The 18586-nt window shown below is 55.5% G+C and carries 13 protein-coding genes, 2 tRNA genes, 3 other RNA genes and 1 pseudogene; 10 read left to right on the top strand and 9 right to left on the bottom strand.

The annotated features are described in order from the left end of the window. The first annotated feature begins 37 nt into the window (after positions 1-37). The gene (gene adhE / locus ACLH1I_RS04080) at positions 38-2713 is read left to right on the top strand and encodes a bifunctional acetaldehyde-CoA/alcohol dehydrogenase (protein WP_004203165.1); all 2676 of its coding nucleotides are present in this window, start codon (positions 38-40) and stop codon (positions 2711-2713) included. 146 nt (positions 2714-2859) lie between these two features. Here adhE and tdk read toward each other — a convergent pair whose 3' ends face one another. After that, positions 2860-3477 (bottom strand): thymidine kinase, encoded by a 618-nt coding sequence (tdk, locus tag ACLH1I_RS04075; RefSeq protein ID WP_025999297.1) that lies wholly within the window; start codon positions 3475-3477, stop codon positions 2860-2862. Between the two features lie 561 nt (positions 3478-4038). Between tdk and hns the strand changes: the two genes are divergently transcribed. Continuing rightward, the gene (gene hns, locus ACLH1I_RS04070) at positions 4039-4446 is read left to right on the top strand and encodes a histone-like nucleoid-structuring protein H-NS (RefSeq protein ID WP_002910103.1); all 408 of its coding nucleotides are present in this window, start codon (positions 4039-4041) and stop codon (positions 4444-4446) included. 122 nt (positions 4447-4568) lie between these two features. Here the strand turns inward: hns and galU are convergent, their stop codons facing one another. The 3 genes from galU to rssA form a co-directional block, all read right to left on the bottom strand. Next, positions 4569-5471, bottom strand: coding sequence for a UTP--glucose-1-phosphate uridylyltransferase GalU (gene galU, locus ACLH1I_RS04065; protein ID WP_048324758.1), 903 nt, complete (start codon positions 5469-5471; stop codon positions 4569-4571). 197 nt (positions 5472-5668) lie between these two features. Next, complete coding sequence (gene rssB / locus ACLH1I_RS04060; RefSeq protein ID WP_017900771.1) at positions 5669-6682, bottom strand: two-component system response regulator RssB; 1014 nt, start codon at positions 6680-6682, stop codon at positions 5669-5671. 89 nt (positions 6683-6771) lie between these two features. After that, complete coding sequence (gene rssA, locus ACLH1I_RS04055; RefSeq protein WP_004203175.1) at positions 6772-7674, bottom strand: patatin-like phospholipase RssA; 903 nt, start codon at positions 7672-7674, stop codon at positions 6772-6774. A 112-nt stretch (positions 7675-7786) separates the two neighbouring features. Between rssA and ACLH1I_RS04050 the strand changes: the two genes are divergently transcribed. From ACLH1I_RS04050 to ACLH1I_RS04020, 7 genes are all read left to right on the top strand, one after another. Beyond that, positions 7787-8245 (top strand): YchJ family protein, encoded by a 459-nt coding sequence (locus tag ACLH1I_RS04050; RefSeq protein ID WP_017900770.1) that lies wholly within the window; start codon positions 7787-7789, stop codon positions 8243-8245. A gap of 42 nt (positions 8246-8287) precedes the next feature. After that, positions 8288-9130 carry a formyltetrahydrofolate deformylase gene (purU, locus tag ACLH1I_RS04045; RefSeq protein WP_004203178.1) on the top strand — a complete coding sequence of 281 codons (843 nt, stop codon included), beginning with the start codon at positions 8288-8290 and terminating at the stop codon, positions 9128-9130. A gap of 159 nt (positions 9131-9289) precedes the next feature. After that, positions 9290-9374 (top strand) — tRNA-Tyr (locus tag ACLH1I_RS04040). Positions 9375-9417: 43 nt separating this feature from the next. Further along, a non-coding RNA gene (locus ACLH1I_RS04035) (RtT sRNA) lies at positions 9418-9550 on the top strand. Positions 9551-9588: 38 nt separating this feature from the next. After that, positions 9589-9673: transfer RNA gene (locus ACLH1I_RS04030), tRNA-Tyr, on the top strand. Between the two features lie 44 nt (positions 9674-9717). Beyond that, a non-coding RNA gene (locus ACLH1I_RS04025) (RtT sRNA) lies at positions 9718-9849 on the top strand. 43 nt (positions 9850-9892) lie between these two features. Further along, positions 9893-10024: non-coding RNA, RtT sRNA (locus ACLH1I_RS04020), on the top strand. Positions 10025-10140: 116 nt separating this feature from the next. On the opposite strand, the gene ACLH1I_RS04015 is transcribed toward ACLH1I_RS04020, so the two are convergent. Then, the gene (locus tag ACLH1I_RS04015) at positions 10141-10584 is read right to left on the bottom strand and encodes an Lrp/AsnC family transcriptional regulator (protein ID WP_004203179.1); all 444 of its coding nucleotides are present in this window, start codon (positions 10582-10584) and stop codon (positions 10141-10143) included. Positions 10585-10691: 107 nt separating this feature from the next. On the opposite strand from ACLH1I_RS04015, the pseudogene ACLH1I_RS04010 reads away from it, so the two are divergent. After that, positions 10692-11587 (top strand): annotated as a pseudogene (locus ACLH1I_RS04010) (DMT family transporter). On the opposite strand, the gene narI reads toward ACLH1I_RS04010, so the two are convergent. The 4 genes from narI to ACLH1I_RS03990 are packed head-to-tail and all read right to left on the bottom strand — an operon-like array spanning position 11584 to position 18243. Continuing rightward, entirely contained in the window at positions 11584-12261 is a 678-nt protein-coding gene (narI, locus tag ACLH1I_RS04005; RefSeq protein ID WP_057215919.1) for a respiratory nitrate reductase subunit gamma, read from the bottom strand. The pseudogene ACLH1I_RS04010 and the gene narI sit on opposite strands and share 4 nt — an antisense overlap. After that, the gene (gene narJ, locus ACLH1I_RS04000; protein ID WP_004203182.1) at positions 12261-12971 is read right to left on the bottom strand and encodes a nitrate reductase molybdenum cofactor assembly chaperone; all 711 of its coding nucleotides are present in this window, start codon (positions 12969-12971) and stop codon (positions 12261-12263) included. Before narJ ends, narI begins: the two co-directional genes overlap by 1 nt. Further along, positions 12968-14503 (bottom strand): nitrate reductase subunit beta, encoded by a 1536-nt coding sequence (gene narH / locus ACLH1I_RS03995; RefSeq protein ID WP_004203183.1) that lies wholly within the window; start codon positions 14501-14503, stop codon positions 12968-12970. Before narH ends, narJ begins: the two co-directional genes overlap by 4 nt. Next, positions 14500-18243, bottom strand: coding sequence for a nitrate reductase subunit alpha (locus tag ACLH1I_RS03990; protein ID WP_411302707.1), 3744 nt, complete (start codon positions 18241-18243; stop codon positions 14500-14502). The genes narH and ACLH1I_RS03990 overlap by 4 nt, the downstream gene beginning before the upstream one ends. Between the last annotated feature and the right edge of the window lie 343 nt (positions 18244-18586).

The following is an 18586-nucleotide window of genomic DNA, read 5'->3' as shown; positions in this document are numbered from 1 at the left end:
ATTTACTAAAAAAGTTTAACATTATCAGGAGAGCATTATGGCTGTTACTAATATCGCTGAACTGAACGCGCTTGTTGAGCGTGTCAAGAAAGCCCAGCGTGAATATGCCAGTTTCACTCAAGAACAAGTCGACAAAATCTTCCGCGCCGCCGCGCTGGCCGCTGCAGATGCTCGAATCCCTCTCGCCAAAATGGCCGTTGCCGAATCCGGCATGGGCATCGTTGAAGACAAAGTGATCAAAAACCACTTCGCTTCCGAATACATCTACAACGCTTATAAAGACGAAAAAACCTGTGGCGTCCTGTCAGAAGACGACACTTTTGGTACCATCACTATCGCTGAACCTATCGGCATCATCTGCGGTATCGTTCCGACCACGAACCCGACTTCAACAGCCATCTTCAAATCGCTCATCAGCCTGAAGACGCGTAACGCCATCATTTTCTCTCCGCACCCGCGTGCTAAAGAAGCCACTAACAAAGCGGCTGACATTGTCCTGCAGGCTGCCATCGCTGCCGGCGCACCGAAAGACCTGATTGGTTGGATCGATCAGCCGTCTGTTGAGCTGTCTAACGCCCTGATGCACCACCCGGATATCAACCTGATCCTTGCAACCGGTGGTCCAGGCATGGTGAAAGCAGCATACAGCTCCGGTAAACCTGCTATCGGCGTAGGTGCCGGTAACACCCCGGTGGTGATTGATGAAACGGCTGACATCAAACGCGCCGTTGCTTCCGTTCTGATGTCTAAAACCTTCGATAACGGCGTTATCTGTGCTTCTGAGCAGTCCGTTGTGGTGGTTGATTCCGTTTATGACGCGGTTCGCGAACGTTTCGCCAGCCACGGCGGCTACCTGCTGCAGGGTAAAGAGCTGAAAGCCGTTCAGGACATTATCCTGAAAAATGGCGCGCTGAACGCCGCTATCGTTGGTCAGCCTGCAGCGAAAATCGCTGAACTGGCAGGCTTCACCGTACCGGCCACGACTAAAATCCTGATTGGCGAAGTCACCGACGTTGACGAAAGCGAGCCGTTTGCTCACGAAAAACTGTCTCCGACGCTGGCGATGTACCGTGCGAAAGATTTCGAAGACGCCGTGACCAAAGCAGAAAAACTGGTCGCCATGGGCGGTATCGGTCATACCTCTTGCCTGTACACCGACCAGGATAACCAGCCGGCTCGCGTGGCTTACTTCGGCCAGATGATGAAAACGGCGCGTATCCTGATCAACACCCCGGCTTCTCAGGGTGGTATCGGTGACCTGTACAACTTCAAACTCGCTCCTTCCCTGACTCTGGGTTGTGGTTCCTGGGGTGGTAACTCCATCTCTGAAAACGTTGGTCCGAAACACCTGATCAACAAGAAAACCGTTGCTAAGCGAGCTGAAAACATGTTGTGGCACAAACTTCCGAAATCTATCTACTTCCGTCGTGGCTCCCTGCCTATCGCACTGGATGAAGTGATTACTGATGGTCACAAACGCGCGCTGATCGTGACTGACCGCTTCCTGTTCAACAACGGTTATGCCGATCAGATCACCTCCGTACTGAAAGCTGCGGGTGTGGAAACTGAAGTCTTCTTCGAAGTTGAAGCTGACCCGACGCTGACCATCGTACGTAAAGGTGCTGAACTGGCGAACTCCTTCAAACCAGACGTGATCATCGCGCTGGGCGGCGGTTCCCCGATGGATGCGGCGAAAATCATGTGGGTCATGTACGAACATCCGGAAACCCACTTCGAAGAACTGGCCCTGCGCTTTATGGATATCCGTAAACGTATCTACAAGTTCCCGAAAATGGGCGTTAAAGCCAAGATGGTGGCGATCACTACCACCTCCGGTACCGGTTCTGAAGTTACGCCGTTCGCCGTTGTGACCGACGACGCGACAGGTCAGAAATATCCGCTGGCGGACTACGCGCTGACCCCGGATATGGCCATCGTCGATGCCAACCTGGTGATGGATATGCCGAAATCGCTGTGTGCGTTCGGTGGTCTGGATGCAGTGACCCACGCCCTGGAAGCTTACGTTTCCGTTCTGGCTTCTGAGTTCTCTGACGGCCAGGCTCTGCAGGCGCTGAAGCTGCTGAAAGAGTACCTGCCGGCGTCCTACCACGAAGGTTCCAAGAACCCGGTTGCCCGCGAGCGCGTACACAGTGCCGCTACCATCGCCGGTATTGCGTTTGCTAACGCCTTCCTCGGCGTGTGCCACTCCATGGCGCACAAACTGGGTTCCCAGTTCCATATCCCGCACGGTCTGGCCAACGCCCTGCTGATCTGCAACGTTATCCGCTACAACGCGAATGACAACCCGACCAAGCAGACCGCGTTCAGCCAGTACGACCGTCCGCAGGCTCGTCGTCGCTACGCTGAAATCGCCGATCACCTGGGTCTCTCCGCACCGGGCGACCGCACCGCAGCGAAAATCGAGAAACTGCTGGCATGGCTGGAAAGCGTGAAAGCTGAGCTGGGTATTCCGAAATCTATCCGCGAAGCTGGCGTTCAGGAAGCTGACTTCCTGGCCCACGTTGATAAGCTGTCTGAAGATGCATTCGATGACCAGTGCACCGGCGCTAACCCGCGCTACCCGCTGATCTCCGAACTGAAACAGATCCTGCTGGATACCTACTACGGTCGCGAGTTCGTCGAAGGCGAAGCCGCCGCGAAAGCCGAAGCGGCACCAGTGAAAGCTGAGAAAAAAGCGAAAAAATCCGCTTAATCAACAAGCATAAACGTTCTGCAAGCCCCGTCATCTGACGGGGCTTTTTTTTGCCTGCCGTCAGCCATGCTTTAACCCTGCTAACCCAACGGAGCGCAGGCAATAAAAAAGGCGCCTACAGGCGCCTGGACGAGCTTCTGCGCGTATTAGCAGGGGCGGTGCAGGTTTTGTACCTGGGTTAACGAGCCGACGCTCAGCGCTTCTTTATAATGCTTACGACAGACTGAAACGTATCGTTCATTACCGCCGATGACGACCTGCTCGCCCTCATTATAAGGACGCCCCTCCTGATCGAGGCGCAGCACCATGCTAGCCTTTCGTCCGCAGAAACAGATGGTTTTTAGCTCCACCAGCTTATCTGACCAGGCCAGCAAATACTGGCTACCGGTGAAGAGCTCACCGCGAAAGTCTGTCCGCAGGCCATAGCAAAGCACCGGAATGTCCAGCGTATCGACAACTTCAGACAGCTCATGAACCTGCTCGCGCGTCAGAAACTGGCTTTCATCCACCAGCACGCAGTGAATCGGTTTTAACTTGTGCTCTGCGGCAATATCGTTATATAGCGACGTCTGTGGATTATACAAACGGGCCGGCGATGAGAGACCGATACGCGAGCTAACTTTTCCGGCGCCAAAGCGGTCATCAATCTCAGCGGTATAAACGACGGTACGCATCCCCCGCTCCTGGTAATTGTACGAAGATTGCAACAGAGCGGTCGACTTACCTGCATTCATTGCAGAGTAGTAGAAATAAAGTTGTGCCATCGGCTGCGTGACCCCAATCAAAGTGTTTTATCGCGGCGGCGATTATACCATATTTTATGCGTACAGCCGCCCATTTAGCAGGGGTATTGTATCGCAGCCGAAGAGCCTGCAAAGCCAAAGGATTAAGAGGATGAATTGAATTTACAGGGCCATTATTTGTGCGCCCCGTTACGCTACTGGCGGGGTAACCATTGTCTTTTCGTGCTTATAGGGCGGTTAACTATGGGGCTATAAGCTGGGCCGCACGTTGTTTTATATTAAGTCTCGTAACCAAAAATGCGCTAATACTGACGAGGGTTATTTACCCATGTAAAGGATAATTTTTCTCACCGTACCTCAGAAAAAGCATACCGTCTCAGGGTTTTAGCTTACCTTCTCCTCATCGCTATAAGGATGAAAGATGTGAAGCGGCACGGGAATTTTAACTTAAATTAATTAATTCTCGCGACAAATAACCAGTAATTTTGAATTCCTTACATTCCCCCCTATTGCACAACGCATTTTATCGCTCTATTATTAGTTCAACAAACCACCCCACAATATAAGTTTGAGATTACTACAATGAGCGAAGCACTTAAAATTTTGAACAACATCCGTACTCTTCGTGCGCAGGCAAGAGAATGCACCCTGGAAACGCTCGAAGAAATGCTGGAAAAATTAGAAGTCGTTGTTAACGAGCGCCGTGAAGAAGAAAACGCCGCCGCAGCAGAAATTGAAGAACGTACGCGTAAGCTGCAGCAATACCGTGAAATGCTGATTGCTGACGGTATTGATCCGAATGAACTGCTGAGCACCATGGCAGCCGTTAAAGCCGGTACCAAAACCAAGCGTGCTGCACGTCCGGCTAAATACAGCTATGTCGACGAAAACGGCGAAACCAAAACCTGGACCGGCCAGGGCCGTACCCCGGCGGTGATCAAAAAAGCAATGGATGAGCAAGGTAAATCACTGGACGATTTCCTGATCTAATCTCCGTTGTTTCGATATAAAAAATCCCGCTGCGGCGGGATTTTTTTTGCCCTCGGGGCCGATATAAAAAACCGGGAGCGCATCTGCAGCTCCCGGTTTTGTGCTTTCAGCAGCGCGGCGGATTACTTCGCAACCGCGGTTTCCAGCCAGGCTTTAAAATCGTCGCCCAGCGTTTTGTGGCGAATACCATATTCGACGAACGCCTGCATGTAGCCAAGCTTATTACCGCAGTCATGGCTCTTGCCTTTCATGTGATATGCTTCGACTGTCTCTTTTTCGATCAGCATATCAATCGCGTCAGTCAGCTGAATTTCATCACCAGCACCCGGAGGAGTCTTCGCCAGCAGTGGCCAGATATCGGCGCTGAGGACATAGCGCCCCACCACCGCCAGGTTGGACGGCGCAACGTCAGCTTTCGGCTTCTCTACCACACCCACCATCGGTACGCTTTCGCCCGGCTGCAGAGATTCACCTTTGCAGTCAACCACGCCATAGGCGGTCACGTCCTCGACAGGCTCAACCATAATCTGGCTGGCGCCGGTCTCATCGAAACGAGAAATCATCTCCGCGAGGTTATCGCGGCTCAGATCGGATTCATATTCATCCAGAATAACGTCTGGCAGAATAACCGCGACCGGCTCATCACCCACTACCGGATGGGCGCAAAGTACCGCGTGCCCCAGACCTTTCGCCAGGCCCTGACGAACTTGCATAATGGTTACGTGCGGCGGGCAAATAGACTGCACTTCTTCCAGCAGCTGGCGTTTTACGCGTTTTTCCAGCATCGCTTCCAGCTCAAAACTGGTATCGAAATGGTTTTCGATAGAGTTTTTGGACGAGTGCGTTACCAGAACAATTTCAGTAATTCCTGCAGCGATACATTCATTAACAACGTACTGAATTAACGGCTTATCTACCAGCGGCAGCATTTCTTTTGGAATCGCTTTGGTGGCCGGCAGCATCCTGGTGCCTAATCCCGCAACCGGGATAACCGCTTTTCTGACTTTAGAATTAAGGGCAGCCATTGAAATCTCCTGGACTGTTTGTTTTTTAAACTTCTCGTTACAAATAACGTGTCGAGTATATCAGTCAACCGCGTATTCACTGGTCTGAAAAGCTTCCGATAGCCTCGAATTAGGACTTTTACGCATAAAACTGCTCGATGTTACCACCGCTAAAGGGCAACGGGTAATCCCGTCTGCTTAGATATAACCGTAATTGCTCATTCCGCAGACAACATTAAGCGTAAACGCCCTCCAGCCCCCCAAATTTGGCACTGCCATGAGGTACAACGCTGGCTAATTTGGTTAAGGTAAGCATCTCCCAACGTTCCCAAAGGAACGCCATTACTAATCTGAATTTGATGCTCACCGGTATTCAGCGTGCCATTGAGCCCCGCCGACACCAGAATTAAGTTTTTTAGTCCGCTGTGGTAATACCCCACTAACAAAGGAAACTGACCGGGAAGGTTTGCCTGACGCAGCAGCTGATTCACCTGTTTTAGCAGACTCCCCATTTCTGGAAGCCGTTGTCCCTGATGCGCCAGTTGCTCCTGTAACAAGCCATTGAACAACGCGCGCAATAATAAAGCTGCCAGTACGCCATTATCTCCTGCTCGTGTGACATCCAGACAATAGAAGGCCAAATCATTGTCCGAGAGCGGCGCGATATCGAGTACCAGACCGGGTTTATCCGCCGACACCAGCTGGCGATAATGAATGCGGCAGTGCGACATTTCCTGTTGCACCGGCGGCTGTAATTCCTGCAGTAATCGTGAGGCGGCGGTAGGATTACTGACCAGCGCGTCCCAGTCCTCAAATAGACGCTCTTCCTCTTCCACACGTGAACTGAACATCGCAGGATAGAGGCACGCATAAACGGTTTCACGCAGGCGATTGAAATCTTTTACTGGCTTTAACAACACGTCCTGAACGCCAAGCCGCAACGCTTTGGCTATATCGGCCATGTTTTCGGTAGCGGAAATCATCAGGATCGGTAGCTGCTCGCCGCGATTACGCAACGTCTCCACCAGCTCCAGACCGTTCATTCTCGGCATCGAAATGTCGCAAATCATCAGGTCCGGATGCACCTCCGTCATTTTATGCAGGGCATCCTTGCCATCTTCCGCCTGGAAGGTCGTTGCTCCCAGCGAGGTCAGCCATCCATGCAAGAGTGAGCGGAAAACGGGTTCGTCTTCAACTATCAGAATCTGTTTTCCCGCCAATGGCTGCGTCATGATATCTCCCCTGGCTGACGATAATTCAATAGTGGCACGCTATTCTCACTATCGCCTGTCAGAATTTGCTTAAGTCAGGTACTCGTGCGTCAAATCGCGGTACGCACTAAGGGTAATAATTCATCCATTTTCTTTTCTACCGCCAGCTGCCCTGCGGTAATCGCCTCGCCGGCGCGATGGAAATCAAGCGTCGAGACTTGTGGACAGTACGGTTGCAACAGGATATCCGGCGGGTCACCCGCCATACGATTGCGTTTAAGACGATTCTCCAGGACCTGGATAGAGGTGGTCATGATCTCCATCGCCGTCGGCGTCACGGCCGTCCGGCGGGAACTCATTTGCGTCAAGCGTGCGCGCAGACGAGTATGCCATGGCCCCTCCTTCGCTTCGGCTTCGCGCCGCGGCGTTTCGAGGGAGAATAAATCCTGCTGCATAAGGTGGGCATCATGTTGCAGATCCACGGCAATCACGATATCGGCCCCCATTGCCCGCGTAAGCGACACGGGAACCGGATTGACCACCGCGCCATCGACCAGCCAGTAACCATTATGCCTTACCGGCGACATTAACCCCGGCATACTGCAGGAGGCTCGAATCGCTAAATGCAGATCGCCTTCGGTAAACCACAGCTCCCTGCCAGTGCTTAAATTTGTCGCGACGGCGGCAAATCGCCGTTCGCAGTGTTCGATATCGGTCACGGGCATGATGCGGCGATAATGATTGAATACCTTTTCACCCCGCAACAGTCCACCGCGGCGCCAGGAGAGGTCCATCAGTTTCAGAACGTCCCAGTTGCTGAAAGAGCAGACCCAGGACTCAAGCGCCGGGAGCCGGTTACAGGCATACGCCGCCCCTACCAGCGAACCGATAGAGCAACCGGCCACGATATCAATCTCAATGCCGGCCTGCTGGAGGGCGTTGATGACGCCAATATGCGACCATCCGCGGGCGGCACCCGCACCTAACGCCAGACCAATTTTAAGCTTTCTCATTAGTACTGATAACTATCCTTCCACTCTGAGCGTGGCAACATTGTCACGGCTCAGTTAACATAAAGCCCTTTGGCGTAGAAGCGCCGTTACTCATTCTTCCATGGAGGCTGTTTTGTCGCAATTATGCCCCTGTGGCAGCGCACTGGAGTATAGCTCATGTTGCCAGCGATATCTGTCCGGCGCTGAGCTTGCGCCAGGCCCGTCACAGCTTATGCGCTCCCGTTACAGCGCGTTCGTCATGAAAGATGCCGACTATCTGATCAAAACCTGGCATCCGTCCTGTCAGGCGCGGCAGTTTCGCGCCGAACTGGAGAAAGGCTTTGCCCACACAGAATGGCTGGGCTTAACCCTGTTCGCCAGCGATGAAGGACGAGCCGCAAATGAAGGCTTTGTCAGCTTTATCGCCCGCTTTAATGACAATAACCGCCCGGGCGCCATTATTGAACGTTCCAGATTCTTAAAAGAAAATGGACAGTGGTACTATATCGACGGGACACGACCGCTGATTGGCCGTAACGACCCCTGCCCTTGCGGTTCAGGTAAAAAATTTAAAAAATGCTGCGGCCAGTAACGCTGCCGCAGCGCTTGCAAACACTACAGGATTTTCCTCGCGATGCATTCATTACAACGTAAAGTACTACGCACTATTTGCCCTGATCAGAAAGGCCTCATCGCGCGTATCACCAATATCTGCTACAAGCACGAACTTAACATTGTGCAGAACAACGAATTTGTTGACCACCGTACCGGTCGTTTCTTTATGCGCACCGAACTGGAAGGCATTTTCAACGACGCTATTCTGCTGGCCGATCTGGACAGCGCCCTGCCGGAAGGCTCGATTCGTGAACTCAATCCGGCAGGCCGCCGCCGGGTGGTGATTCTGGTGACGAAAGAGGCCCACTGCCTCGGCGATCTGCTGATGAAAGCCAATTACGGCGGGCTGGATGTCGATATTGCCGCGGTTATTGGTAACCATGACACCCTGCGCCCGCTGGTGGAACGTTTTGGCATCCCGTTTGAACTGGTCAGCCATGAAGGGCTGAGCCGCGAAGAGCACGACAAACAGATGGGCGACGCGATTGCCGCCCACGAGCCGGATTACGTGGTGCTGGCCAAGTATATGCGCGTGCTTACGCCGGAATTTGTCGCCCGTTTCCCGAACAAGATCATTAACATTCACCACTCGTTCCTGCCGGCGTTTATCGGCGCGCGTCCGTATCATCAGGCCTATGAGCGTGGCGTGAAGATCATCGGCGCCACCGCCCACTACGTGAATGATAATCTGGACGAAGGCCCCATCATTATGCAGGACGTCATTCACGTCGATCATACTTATACCGCAGAAGATATGATGCGTGCCGGGCGCGATGTCGAAAAAAACGTATTGAGCCGGGCGCTGTATCAGGTACTGGCGCAGCGCGTCTTCGTCTACGGCAACCGGACGATTATTCTTTAATCGACTGAGAAATGAATTGGTTAGCTTTACGGCGTTACGGGTAAAAATCAGGCAACCAGTTTATTTTTGTCAAAGGAATGCTTTACAGGGGCGCATCATTTGGTATGATGCGCCCCGCTTCCCGAGAAGGAAGCAGGCCAGTATTAAGCATTACCCCGTGGTGGGGTTCCCGAGCGGCCAAAGGGAGCAGACTGTAAATCTGCCGTCATCGACTTCGAAGGTTCGAATCCTTCCCCCACCACCATTATTCACTACAGTGATATGGTTTCCCCAACAAGCGTAAACGATGTTTGCACTTAGTGGGAAGGGTAAGAACCTTCGACTAAGGTTCGACTCGAGCGCCAGCGAGAGAACGTTGCCACAGGCAACGGCCCGAAGGGCGAGGAGCGATAGTGACAAGTTATCCTTCCCCCACCACCATTCATTTTGCTGAATAGCCTACAATGTGATTTTCCCCTGGTGGGGTTCCCGAGCGGCCAAAGGGAGCAGACTGTAAATCTGCCGTCATCGACTTCGAAGGTTCGAATCCTTCCCCCACCACCATCATCTTAAAAAACACCTCAGCTCAATTACTCGACGATCTTTTATATTCTGCCCCACGGGGAAGGATGAGAAGCTTCGACTAAGGTTCGACTCGAGCGTAGCGAGAGAACGTTGCCGAAGGCAACGGTCCGAAGGGCGAGGCGCTTTAGCGCCGAGTAATCCTTCCCCCACCACCATCCCTTCATGTATTACCCAGCTTACTCCACTTGCGATACTCTATATTCTGCCCTACGGGAAAGGATGAGAAGCTTCGACTAAGGTTCGACTCGAGCGTAGCGAGAGAACGTTGCCGAAGGCAACGGCCCGAAGGGCGAGGCGCTTTAGCGCCGAGTCATCCTTCCCCCACCGCTGTTGCACTCTCGTCAGCCACCTGTTCTGCTATCTCCTCGCTCGCGCTTCGCTTAGCGAGGCTACAGGTGTGCCGTCTGGTAGTCCGGTCAGGTGCGCCGCACCGCCTCCGGGAAAACTCACAGCGGGGGCAGTCGCCTCTTCACCGGCGAACTTTTCACCACCGAGGTATTGCACTGCGCAAATTCGGCCAGGCCGTCCAGTAGCGTATCCAGCTGGGCAATATCACGCACCACCAGTCGCATCACGAAACAATCCTCTCCGGTCACTTTGTCACTTTCGATGCACTCCGGCATCGCCTGGATATATTTATCCACCTTCTGCAGTAGACCAGGCAGCGGCCGAACCCGCACCAGCGCCTGCAGGCTGTAGCCCAGCGCGGCGAGATTCACCCGCGCCCCATAGCCCTGAATCACGCCCCGCTCCTCCAGGCGCTTCACCCGCTCGGCGATGCTCGGCGAGGTCAGCCCCACCCGCGCGCTCAATACCTTCAACGAGACTCTGGCATCCTGAGTCAGGCAAGTAAGGATCGCCCGGTCAATTTCATCAAGTACGTCATTCATGTTTTTTACCTAATTATGAAAGGGATTTCCCCCTGTTTGCCTTAATTCAGCCATGTCAGGCTGTCAGGATTTTTTGCACAATACTGGAAAACTTCTGGAGGTGAAATATGCAAATTACCCGCGGCGTCTGGCAAATGAGCCTGGCGATGATAATTTCTGGCTCGATCGGCGCGTTCGTGCTGCTCACTGGTTTGCCGGTAATTGATGTGGTGTTCTGGCGCTGCCTGATTGGCGCGCTCACCCTGCTGCTGTTTATCGTTCTCAGCCGCCAGCCCTTCAGTCGTCTCACGCGCTTCACCCTCGCCCTCGCGGTACTTGGCGGCATCGCGCTGGTCATCAACTGGCTGCTGCTGTTTGCCGCCTACTCGCGTATTTCAATTGGCATGGCCACGGTGATCTACAACACCCAGCCGTTTATGCTGGTGCTGATGGGCATGGTGTTGGGGGAACGGGTCAGCGCCGTAAAATGGGGATGGTTACTGTTGGCCTTCGGCGGCGTGGTGATCCTGCTGTCAAGCGAGCTTGCCCCGACGCACGGCGAAAGTCTCACGGCCGGCGTTTTGCTGGCATTAGGCGCGGCATTTTTCTATGCCCTGACCGCCATCATCGCCCGCAAACTGCATCCGCTCCCTGCTCAGCATATTGCCTTTATTCAGGTGCTCGTCGGCGTCGTGATGCTGCTGCCGCTGGTGCAAATGCCCGACTTTTCTGCCAGCTTCCCCTGGCGCTATCTGCTGATCCTCGGCGTCGTCCATACCGGGATCATGTATCAGCTTTTATATAGCGCGATACAGAAGCTGCCGACGCCCATTACCGGTTCGCTCTCCTTTATTTATCCGTTGGTGGCGATGGGGGTCGACTATCTGGTCTTCCATCATGCGTTAACCCCTGTGCAGTTGCTCGGCGGGATGCTTATTCTGTTTGCCGCCGCCGGGAATAACCTCGGCTGGGGCGAAAAAAACCCCGCCAGGGCGGGGTCAGTCAGCGGTCGCGGGCCAGTTAGCGACGGGCGCGGACAATCTGGTATTTGCGCGTCAGGTACTCTACCGGCGCGCTCCAGATATGAACCAGGCGAGAGAATGGGAACAGCAGGAACAGGGTCATACCCAGCACCAGGTGGATGCGGAAGATAAACGCCACGCCATCCAGGTGCTGCGACGCACCGCCGTGGAAGGTGACCACCGACTGCGCCCAGCCGACCAGCTTCATCATTTCGCTGCCGTCCATATGCTGGGCAGAGAATGGGATCGTCAGTAGACCCAGCGCACACTGCACCATCAGCAGGGAGAGGATCAGAATATCCGCGCCGGTGGTGGTGGCGCGCACGCGTGGGCTGAGCAGACGACGCTTGAGCAGCAGTAAACCGCCCACCAGGGTCATCACGCCGCAGGCGCCGCCGGCGATCATCGCCATCTTCTGCTTGACGTCGATCGGCAGGAAGGATTCATACATCCAGTGCGGGGTCAGCATGCCGAGGAAGTGGCCGGCGAAAATGCCGAGGATGCCGATATGGAACAGGTTCGACGCCAGGTTCATTCCCTTACGGTCCAGCATCTGGCTGGAGGCGGCGCGCCAGGTGTACTGACCGTAGTCGTAGCGCAGCCAGCTGCCGATCAGGAACACCGAGCCCGCAATGTACGGATAAATGTCAAAGAAGAACATATTCAGGAAGTGCATTATTGCTGTCCTCCGTTAGAGATATTCAGATATTGCGGGGCCACGGCTCCGGCAAAACGACGCTGGTGAGCGGAAATCTCCGACTCGCCGCAGCCCTGGTCGGCAAAGAATTTCACCTGTTCTTCTTCCCAGACCGCGTCCAGCGCCTGCGGCGTATCGTCGCGGGCTTCGTCGGCAATCTTCTCCGCCACCTTCTGGCTGTCGACCTGAGTGTTTGCCAGCTTCAGCAGCAGTTCGAACAGCACCGCATAGCGGCTCTCGCGCTGCTGCAGCCGCGCGCTGAGCAGGCCGAGGATCGGCGCAACGTCCCGCAGGCCGCCAAGCGCTTCCTCTTCCGGCAGCTGCGCCAGATACTCCAGATACAACGGCAGATGATCCGGCAACTCATGGCTATCGAGCAGCAGACCGTGGCGCTCATACTGCGCCATCAGATCAACCATCGCCTGCCCGCGATCGCGGGATTCGCCGTGCACGTGTTCAAACAGCAGCAGCGAGGTGGCCCGGCCGCGGTCAAACAGTTCGCTATAGGCCGCCTGGGCATCCAGCGGATCCTGAGTCAGCAGATCGCGCAGAAAAACGCCCAGCGCGTGAGCATCCTCTTTGCTGAGTTTCTCTGATGACGCAAGCGCCTCGAACATCTCCTGCTGATGCTGCCATAAGGCAGCGTCAGGGTATTCGAGCAGGCGCGACACAATCACAAGTTCAATCATGCGTGCGGCTCCGTTTTGCTGGTCACGTCGATGGCGTCGATGCGACGGCTGTTGAACAGGTTGAACTGGCTGTCAGAGCCGTGGCAGCCGTCACCAAAGCTAAAGCCGCAGCCGTTTTTCTCCGGAAACGCTTCCCGCGCCTGTTCACGATGGCTGCTTGGCACCACGAAACGATCTTCGTAGTTAGCGATCGCCAGGTAGCGGTACATCTCCTGAGCCTGCGCTTCGCTTAAGCCCACCTCATCCAGCGCGCGGGTATCGACAACGCCGTCAACGGTTTCCGCCCGCTTATAGTGACGCATCGCCAGCATCCGCTTCAGGGCCAACAGGACCGGTTGGGTATCGCCGGCGGTCAGCAGGTTCGCCAGATACTGCACCGGAATACGCAGGCTTTCCACGTCCGGCAGGATCCCATTGCTGCCCAGTTCGCCGGCATCGGCGGCGGACTGAATCGGCGACAGCGGCGGCACGTACCAGACCATCGGCAGGGTGCGATATTCCGGGTGCAGCGGCAGGGCCAGCTTCCAGTCCATCGCCATTTTCCACACCGGCGACTGCTGCGCGGCTTCAATCACCCCCTGCGGTACGCCATCTTTCAGCGCCTGCTCAATCACTTTCGGGTCGTTCGGATCGAGGAACACATCCAGTTGACGCTGATAGAGATCTTTCTCGTTCTCGGTGCTGGCGGCATTTTCGATCGCATCCGCGTCATACAACAGGACGCCGAGATAGCGGATTCGGCCCACGCAGGTTTCGGAGCATACCGTCGGCATTCCGGATTCAATACGCGGGTAGCAGAAGATGCACTTCTCGGACTTTCCGCTCTTCCAGTTGAAGTAGATCTTCTTGTACGGGCAGCCGGTGATGCACATCCGCCAGCCGCGGCACTTGTCCTGGTCGATGAGCACGATGCCGTCTTCTTCACGCTTATAGATGGCGCCGCTCGGGCAGGTCGCGACGCACGCCGGGTTCAGGCAGTGCTCGCACAGGCGCGGCAGATACATCATGAAGGTGTTCTCGAACTGGCCGTACATCGCCTTCTGCATGTTGTCGAAGTTCTGGTCTTTGGCGCGCTTTTCAAACTCGCCGCCGAGGATCTCTTCCCAGTTCGGACCGCTGGTGATCTTGTCCATCCGTTGGCCGGTGATCAGCGAGCGCGGACGGGCGATCGGCTGGTGCTTACTCTCCGGGGCGTTATGCAGGTTCTGGTAGTCGTAATCGAACGGCTCGTAGTAATCATCGATGCCCGGCAGATGCGGGTTCGCGAAGATTTTACCTAACAGCATCGCGCGGTTGCCCATGCGCGGCTGCAGCTTGCCGTTGATTTTGCGGATCCAGCCGCCCTTCCATTTCTCCTGGTTTTCCCAGTCGTTCGGAAAACCGACGCCAGGCTTACTCTCCACGTTATTGAACCAGGCGTACTCCATCCCTTCCCGGCTGGTCCAGACGTTTTTACAGGTGACCGAGCAGGTGTGGCAGCCGATGCACTTATCGAGATTCAGCACCATGCCGACTTGTGAACGAATTTTCATTTTACGCTCTCCTGTACCTGGTCATTGCCTTCGCCGTCTAACCAGTTAATGTTCTTCATCTTACGTACCACCACAAACTCATCGCGGTTGGAGCCGACGGTGCCGTAGTAGTTAAAGCCATAGGCCAGATGGCCATAGCCGCCGATCATATGGGTCGGTTTCGGCGTAATACGGGTAACCGAGTTGTGGATCCCGCCGCGCTGGCCGGTAACTTCAGAGCCTGGCAGGTTTACGATGCGTTCCTGTGCGTGATACATCATGGTCATCCCGGCCGGTACGCGCTGGCTCACCACGGCGCGCGCCGTCAGGGCGCCGTTGGCGTTGAACACTTCGATCCAGTCGTTATCTTCGATCCCCAGATCTTTCGCATCCGCCTCGCTCATCCAGACGATCGGTCCGCCGCGTGACAGGGTCAGCATCAGCAGGTTATCGCTGTAGGTCGAGTGGATACCCCATTTCTGGTGCGGGGTCAGGAAGTTCAGCGCCTTCTCCGGGTTGCCGTTGGACTTCTCGCCCATCACCGCTTTCACCGAGCGGGTGTCAATCGGCGGACGATAAACCAGCAGGCTTTCGCCAAAGTCGCGCATCCACTGGTGATCCTGATACAGCGACTGACGACCGGACAGGGTACGCCATGGGATCAGCTCGTGAACGTTGGTGTATCCGGCGTTATAGGAGACGTGTTCGTCTTCCAGACCTGACCAGGTCGGGCTGGAGATAATTTTCCGCGGCTGCGCCTGAATGTCGCGGAAACGGATCTTCTCGTCTTCTTTGTTCAGCGCCAGGTGCGCGTGCTCGCGGCCGGTGATCTCGCTCAGCGCTTTCCACGCCTTCACCGCCACCTGACCGTTCGTTTCCGGCGCCAGGGTGAGGATCATCTCCGCGGCGTCAATGGCCGTCTCCAGCTTCGGCTGACCTTTCGCCGGGCCTTCCGCCTTGGTGTAGTTGAGCTTACGCAGCAGGTCCATTTCGCTCTGGGTATTCCAGGCGATGCCTTTCCCGCCGTTGCCGATGGTTTCCAGCAGCGGACCAATAGAGGTGAAGCGCTCGTAAGTCGCCGGATAATCACGCTCGACCGGAATAATATGCGGCGCGGTTTTCCCCGGAATCAGGTCACATTCGCCCTTCTTCCAGTCTTTGACGTCCAGCGGCTGCGCCATTTCCGCGGCGGAATCATGCTGGATCGGCAGCGTAACGACGTCGGTTTCTTTACCGAGGTGGCCCACGCACAGTTCTGAGAATTTCTTCGCGATACCTTTATAGATATCCCAGTCGCTCTTCGATTCCCAGGCCGGGTCAACGGCCGCCGACAGCGGATGAATAAACGGATGCATATCCGAGGTATTCATGTCGTCTTTTTCATACCAGGTGGCGGTCGGCAGCACAATGTCGGAGTAGAGACAGGTGCTCGACAAACGGAAGTCGAGGGTCACCACCAGGTCCAGCTTGCCGTCGAGGCCGTTATCTCGCCATTCGACTTCTTCCGGCTTCACGCCGCCCTGCTTGCCAAGGTCTTTACCCTGAATGCCGTTCTCCGTACCCAGCAGGTACTTGAGCATGTACTCATGGCCTTTACCGGAGGAGCCCAGCAGGTTGGAACGCCAGATAAACAGGTTACGCGGATGGTTTTTACCGTTTTCCGGCTGCTCCGCCGCAAAGCGAATCGAGCCCTCTTTCAGGGATTTGACGGTGTAATCCACCGGCGTCATGCCGGCTTTTTTCGCCTCATCGGCGATGCGCAGCGGGTTAACGCCCAGCTGCGGCGCCGACGGCAGCCAGCCCATCCGCTCGGCGCGGACGTTGAAGTCGATCAGATGGCCGCTGTAGCGGGATTTATCCGCCATCGGCGACAGCAGCTCCTGCGCGGTCACGGTTTCATAGCGCCACTGGCTGGAGTGGTTGTAGAAGTACGAGGTGCTGTTCATATGGCGTGCCGGACGCTGCCAGTCAAGGGCGAACGCCAGCGGCTGCCAGCCGGTCTGTGGACGCAGTTTTTCCTGGCCCACATAGTGCGCCCAACCGCCACCGCTCTGGCCGACGCAGCCGCAGAAGATCAGCATGTTGATCAGACCGCGGTAGTTCATGTCGAGGTGGAACCAGTGGTTGAGACCCGCCCCGACGATAATCATTGAGCGACCATGGGTTTTATCGGCGTTATCGGCAAACTCGCGGGCGGTACGGATGATATGCGCGCGGGAGACACCGGTAATTTTCTCCGCCCAGGCCGGGGTGTAGGCTTTCACTTCATCATAGCTGGCGGCGCAGTTGTCATCGTTCAGACCGCGCTCCAGGCCATAGTTGGCCATGGTCAGATCGTACACGGTGGTCACCAGCGCGCTGGAGCCGTCGGCCAGCTGCAGGCGTTTGACCGGCAGTTTGTGCAGTAGAATGTTTTCAAGAGCGACTTTGTTGAAGTGCTCAGAACCTTCGCCGCCGAAGTACGGGAAGCCAACGTCCGCCACCTCGTCATGGCTGCCGAGCAGACTCAGACGCAGCTCAATCTCTTCGCCGGTTTTGCCATCGCGCTGTTCGAGGTTCCATTTGCCTTTGTCGCCCCAGCGGAATCCGAGGGAACCGTTCGGCACGGTGAGATCGCCTTTCTCGTCAAAGGCGACGGTCTTCCATTCCGGATTCTTTTCCTGACCAAGGGAATCCACGAGGTCGGACGCGCGCAGCGTGCGGCCGGCGGCGTAATAGCCGTCGCGCTCCTCAAGCATCACCAGCATCGGCATGTCGGTGTAGCGACGCACGTAATCGGTGAAATACTGGCTCGGCTTATCAAGATGGAACTCACGCAGCATCACGTGGCCCATCGCCAGCGCCATCGCGGCATCGGTACCCTGCTTCGGCGCCAGCCACAGATCGCAGAGCTTGGCGATTTCGGCGTAGTCCGGAGTGATGGCCACGGTTTTGGTCCCTTTATAGCGAACTTCGGTAAAGAAGTGCGCATCCGGGGTACGGGTCTGCGGCACGTTGGAGCCCCAGGCGATGATATAGCTGGAGTTGTACCAGTCGGCGGATTCCGGCACATCGGTCTGCTCGCCCCAGGTCATCGGCGAGGCCGGCGGCAGGTCGCAGTACCAGTCGTAGAAGCTCAGGCAAGTGCCGCCGATCAGCGACAGGTAACGGGCGCCGGAGGCGTAGGAGACCATCGACATCGCCGGGATCGGCGAGAAGCCGGCCACGCGGTCCGGACCGTAAGTTTTCACGGTATAGACGTTGGAAGCGGCAATCAGCTCGTTCACTTCCTGCCATGAGGAGCGGACAAACCCGCCGCGACCGCGAGCCTGTTTGAAGCTTTTGGCTTTGTCGGCGTCTTCGATAATCGAGGCCCATGCCGCGACCGGATCGCTATGCTGAACCTTCGCCTCCCGCCACATCTTCATCAGGCGTTTGCGCATCAGCGGGTATTTCAGGCGGTTCGCGCTGTACAGATACCAGGAGTAGCTGGCGCCGCGCAGGCAGCCGCGCGGTTCGTGGTTTGGCAGGTCCGGACGGGTGCGCGGATAGTCCGTTTGCTGGGTTTCCCAGGTCACCAGCCCGTTTTTGACATAAATCTTCCAGCTGCATGAACCGGTGCAGTTAACACCGTGAGTGGAACGCACAATTTTGTCATGCTGCCAACGTTGACGGTATCCATCCTCCCAGTCCCGGTTGGTGTTTAGAAGCTGGCCGTGCCCATCGGCAAAGGTTTCACCCTTCTGTTTGAAGTAGCGAAACCGGTCCAGGAATTTACTCATCGGGTTTCTCCTGATATGGAGCCTGACGGCTCTCTGATAAATCGACATTGCTGGATTTGCAGCGAAGGTAACGCCATGAAAGCGGGCGGGAATTGATAGCGATCAATACGGACTGGCTTGTTAACATGGCGCAAATTGGCAATTACCACCAAGGTGGTACAAAACTCAGTTTTTTAATTTGATGTTTTTTAAGGTTTTTTAGCGAAAAATAGCTCGCCAGACGCGGGATGGTTCACCAGGGAGGTATTAAGGGGTAGAGCGGTGACGCTGGTAAGCCATCCCTTCCCGGCTCAGTGGCCAAAATGAATAAAAAAGCCCAATAGTATGTTGTAACTAATTAAGC

This window comes from Klebsiella sp. 1SOBk10mer (assembly GCF_046602535.1).
Lineage (GTDB): Bacteria > Pseudomonadota > Gammaproteobacteria > Enterobacterales > Enterobacteriaceae > Klebsiella > Klebsiella quasipneumoniae.
Note: the sequence above shows the minus strand (reverse complement) of the source record. Positions and strands in the feature narration are given on the sequence as shown.

Excerpts from the sequence above, each read along its gene's own strand:
- adhE (WP_004203165.1), top strand. The coding sequence starts at position 38 with ATGGCTGTTACTAATATCGCTGAACTGAACGCGCTTGTTGAGCGTGTC.
- tdk (WP_025999297.1), bottom strand. The coding sequence starts at position 3,477 with ATGGCACAACTTTATTTCTACTACTCTGCAATGAATGCAGGTAAGTCG.
- hns (WP_002910103.1), top strand. The coding sequence starts at position 4,039 with ATGAGCGAAGCACTTAAAATTTTGAACAACATCCGTACTCTTCGTGCG.
- galU (WP_048324758.1), bottom strand. The coding sequence starts at position 5,471 with ATGGCTGCCCTTAATTCTAAAGTCAGAAAAGCGGTTATCCCGGTTGCG.
- rssB (WP_017900771.1), bottom strand. The coding sequence starts at position 6,682 with ATGACGCAGCCATTGGCGGGAAAACAGATTCTGATAGTTGAAGACGAA.
- rssA (WP_004203175.1), bottom strand. The coding sequence starts at position 7,674 with ATGAGAAAGCTTAAAATTGGTCTGGCGTTAGGTGCGGGTGCCGCCCGC.
- purU (WP_004203178.1), top strand. The coding sequence starts at position 8,288 with ATGCATTCATTACAACGTAAAGTACTACGCACTATTTGCCCTGATCAG.
- ACLH1I_RS04015 (WP_004203179.1), bottom strand. The coding sequence starts at position 10,584 with ATGAATGACGTACTTGATGAAATTGACCGGGCGATCCTTACTTGCCTG.
- narI (WP_057215919.1), bottom strand. The coding sequence starts at position 12,261 with ATGCACTTCCTGAATATGTTCTTCTTTGACATTTATCCGTACATTGCG.
- narJ (WP_004203182.1), bottom strand. The coding sequence starts at position 12,971 with ATGATTGAACTTGTGATTGTGTCGCGCCTGCTCGAATACCCTGACGCT.
- narH (WP_004203183.1), bottom strand. The coding sequence starts at position 14,503 with ATGAAAATTCGTTCACAAGTCGGCATGGTGCTGAATCTCGATAAGTGC.
- ACLH1I_RS03990 (WP_411302707.1), bottom strand. The coding sequence starts at position 18,243 with ATGAGTAAATTCCTGGACCGGTTTCGCTACTTCAAACAGAAGGGTGAA.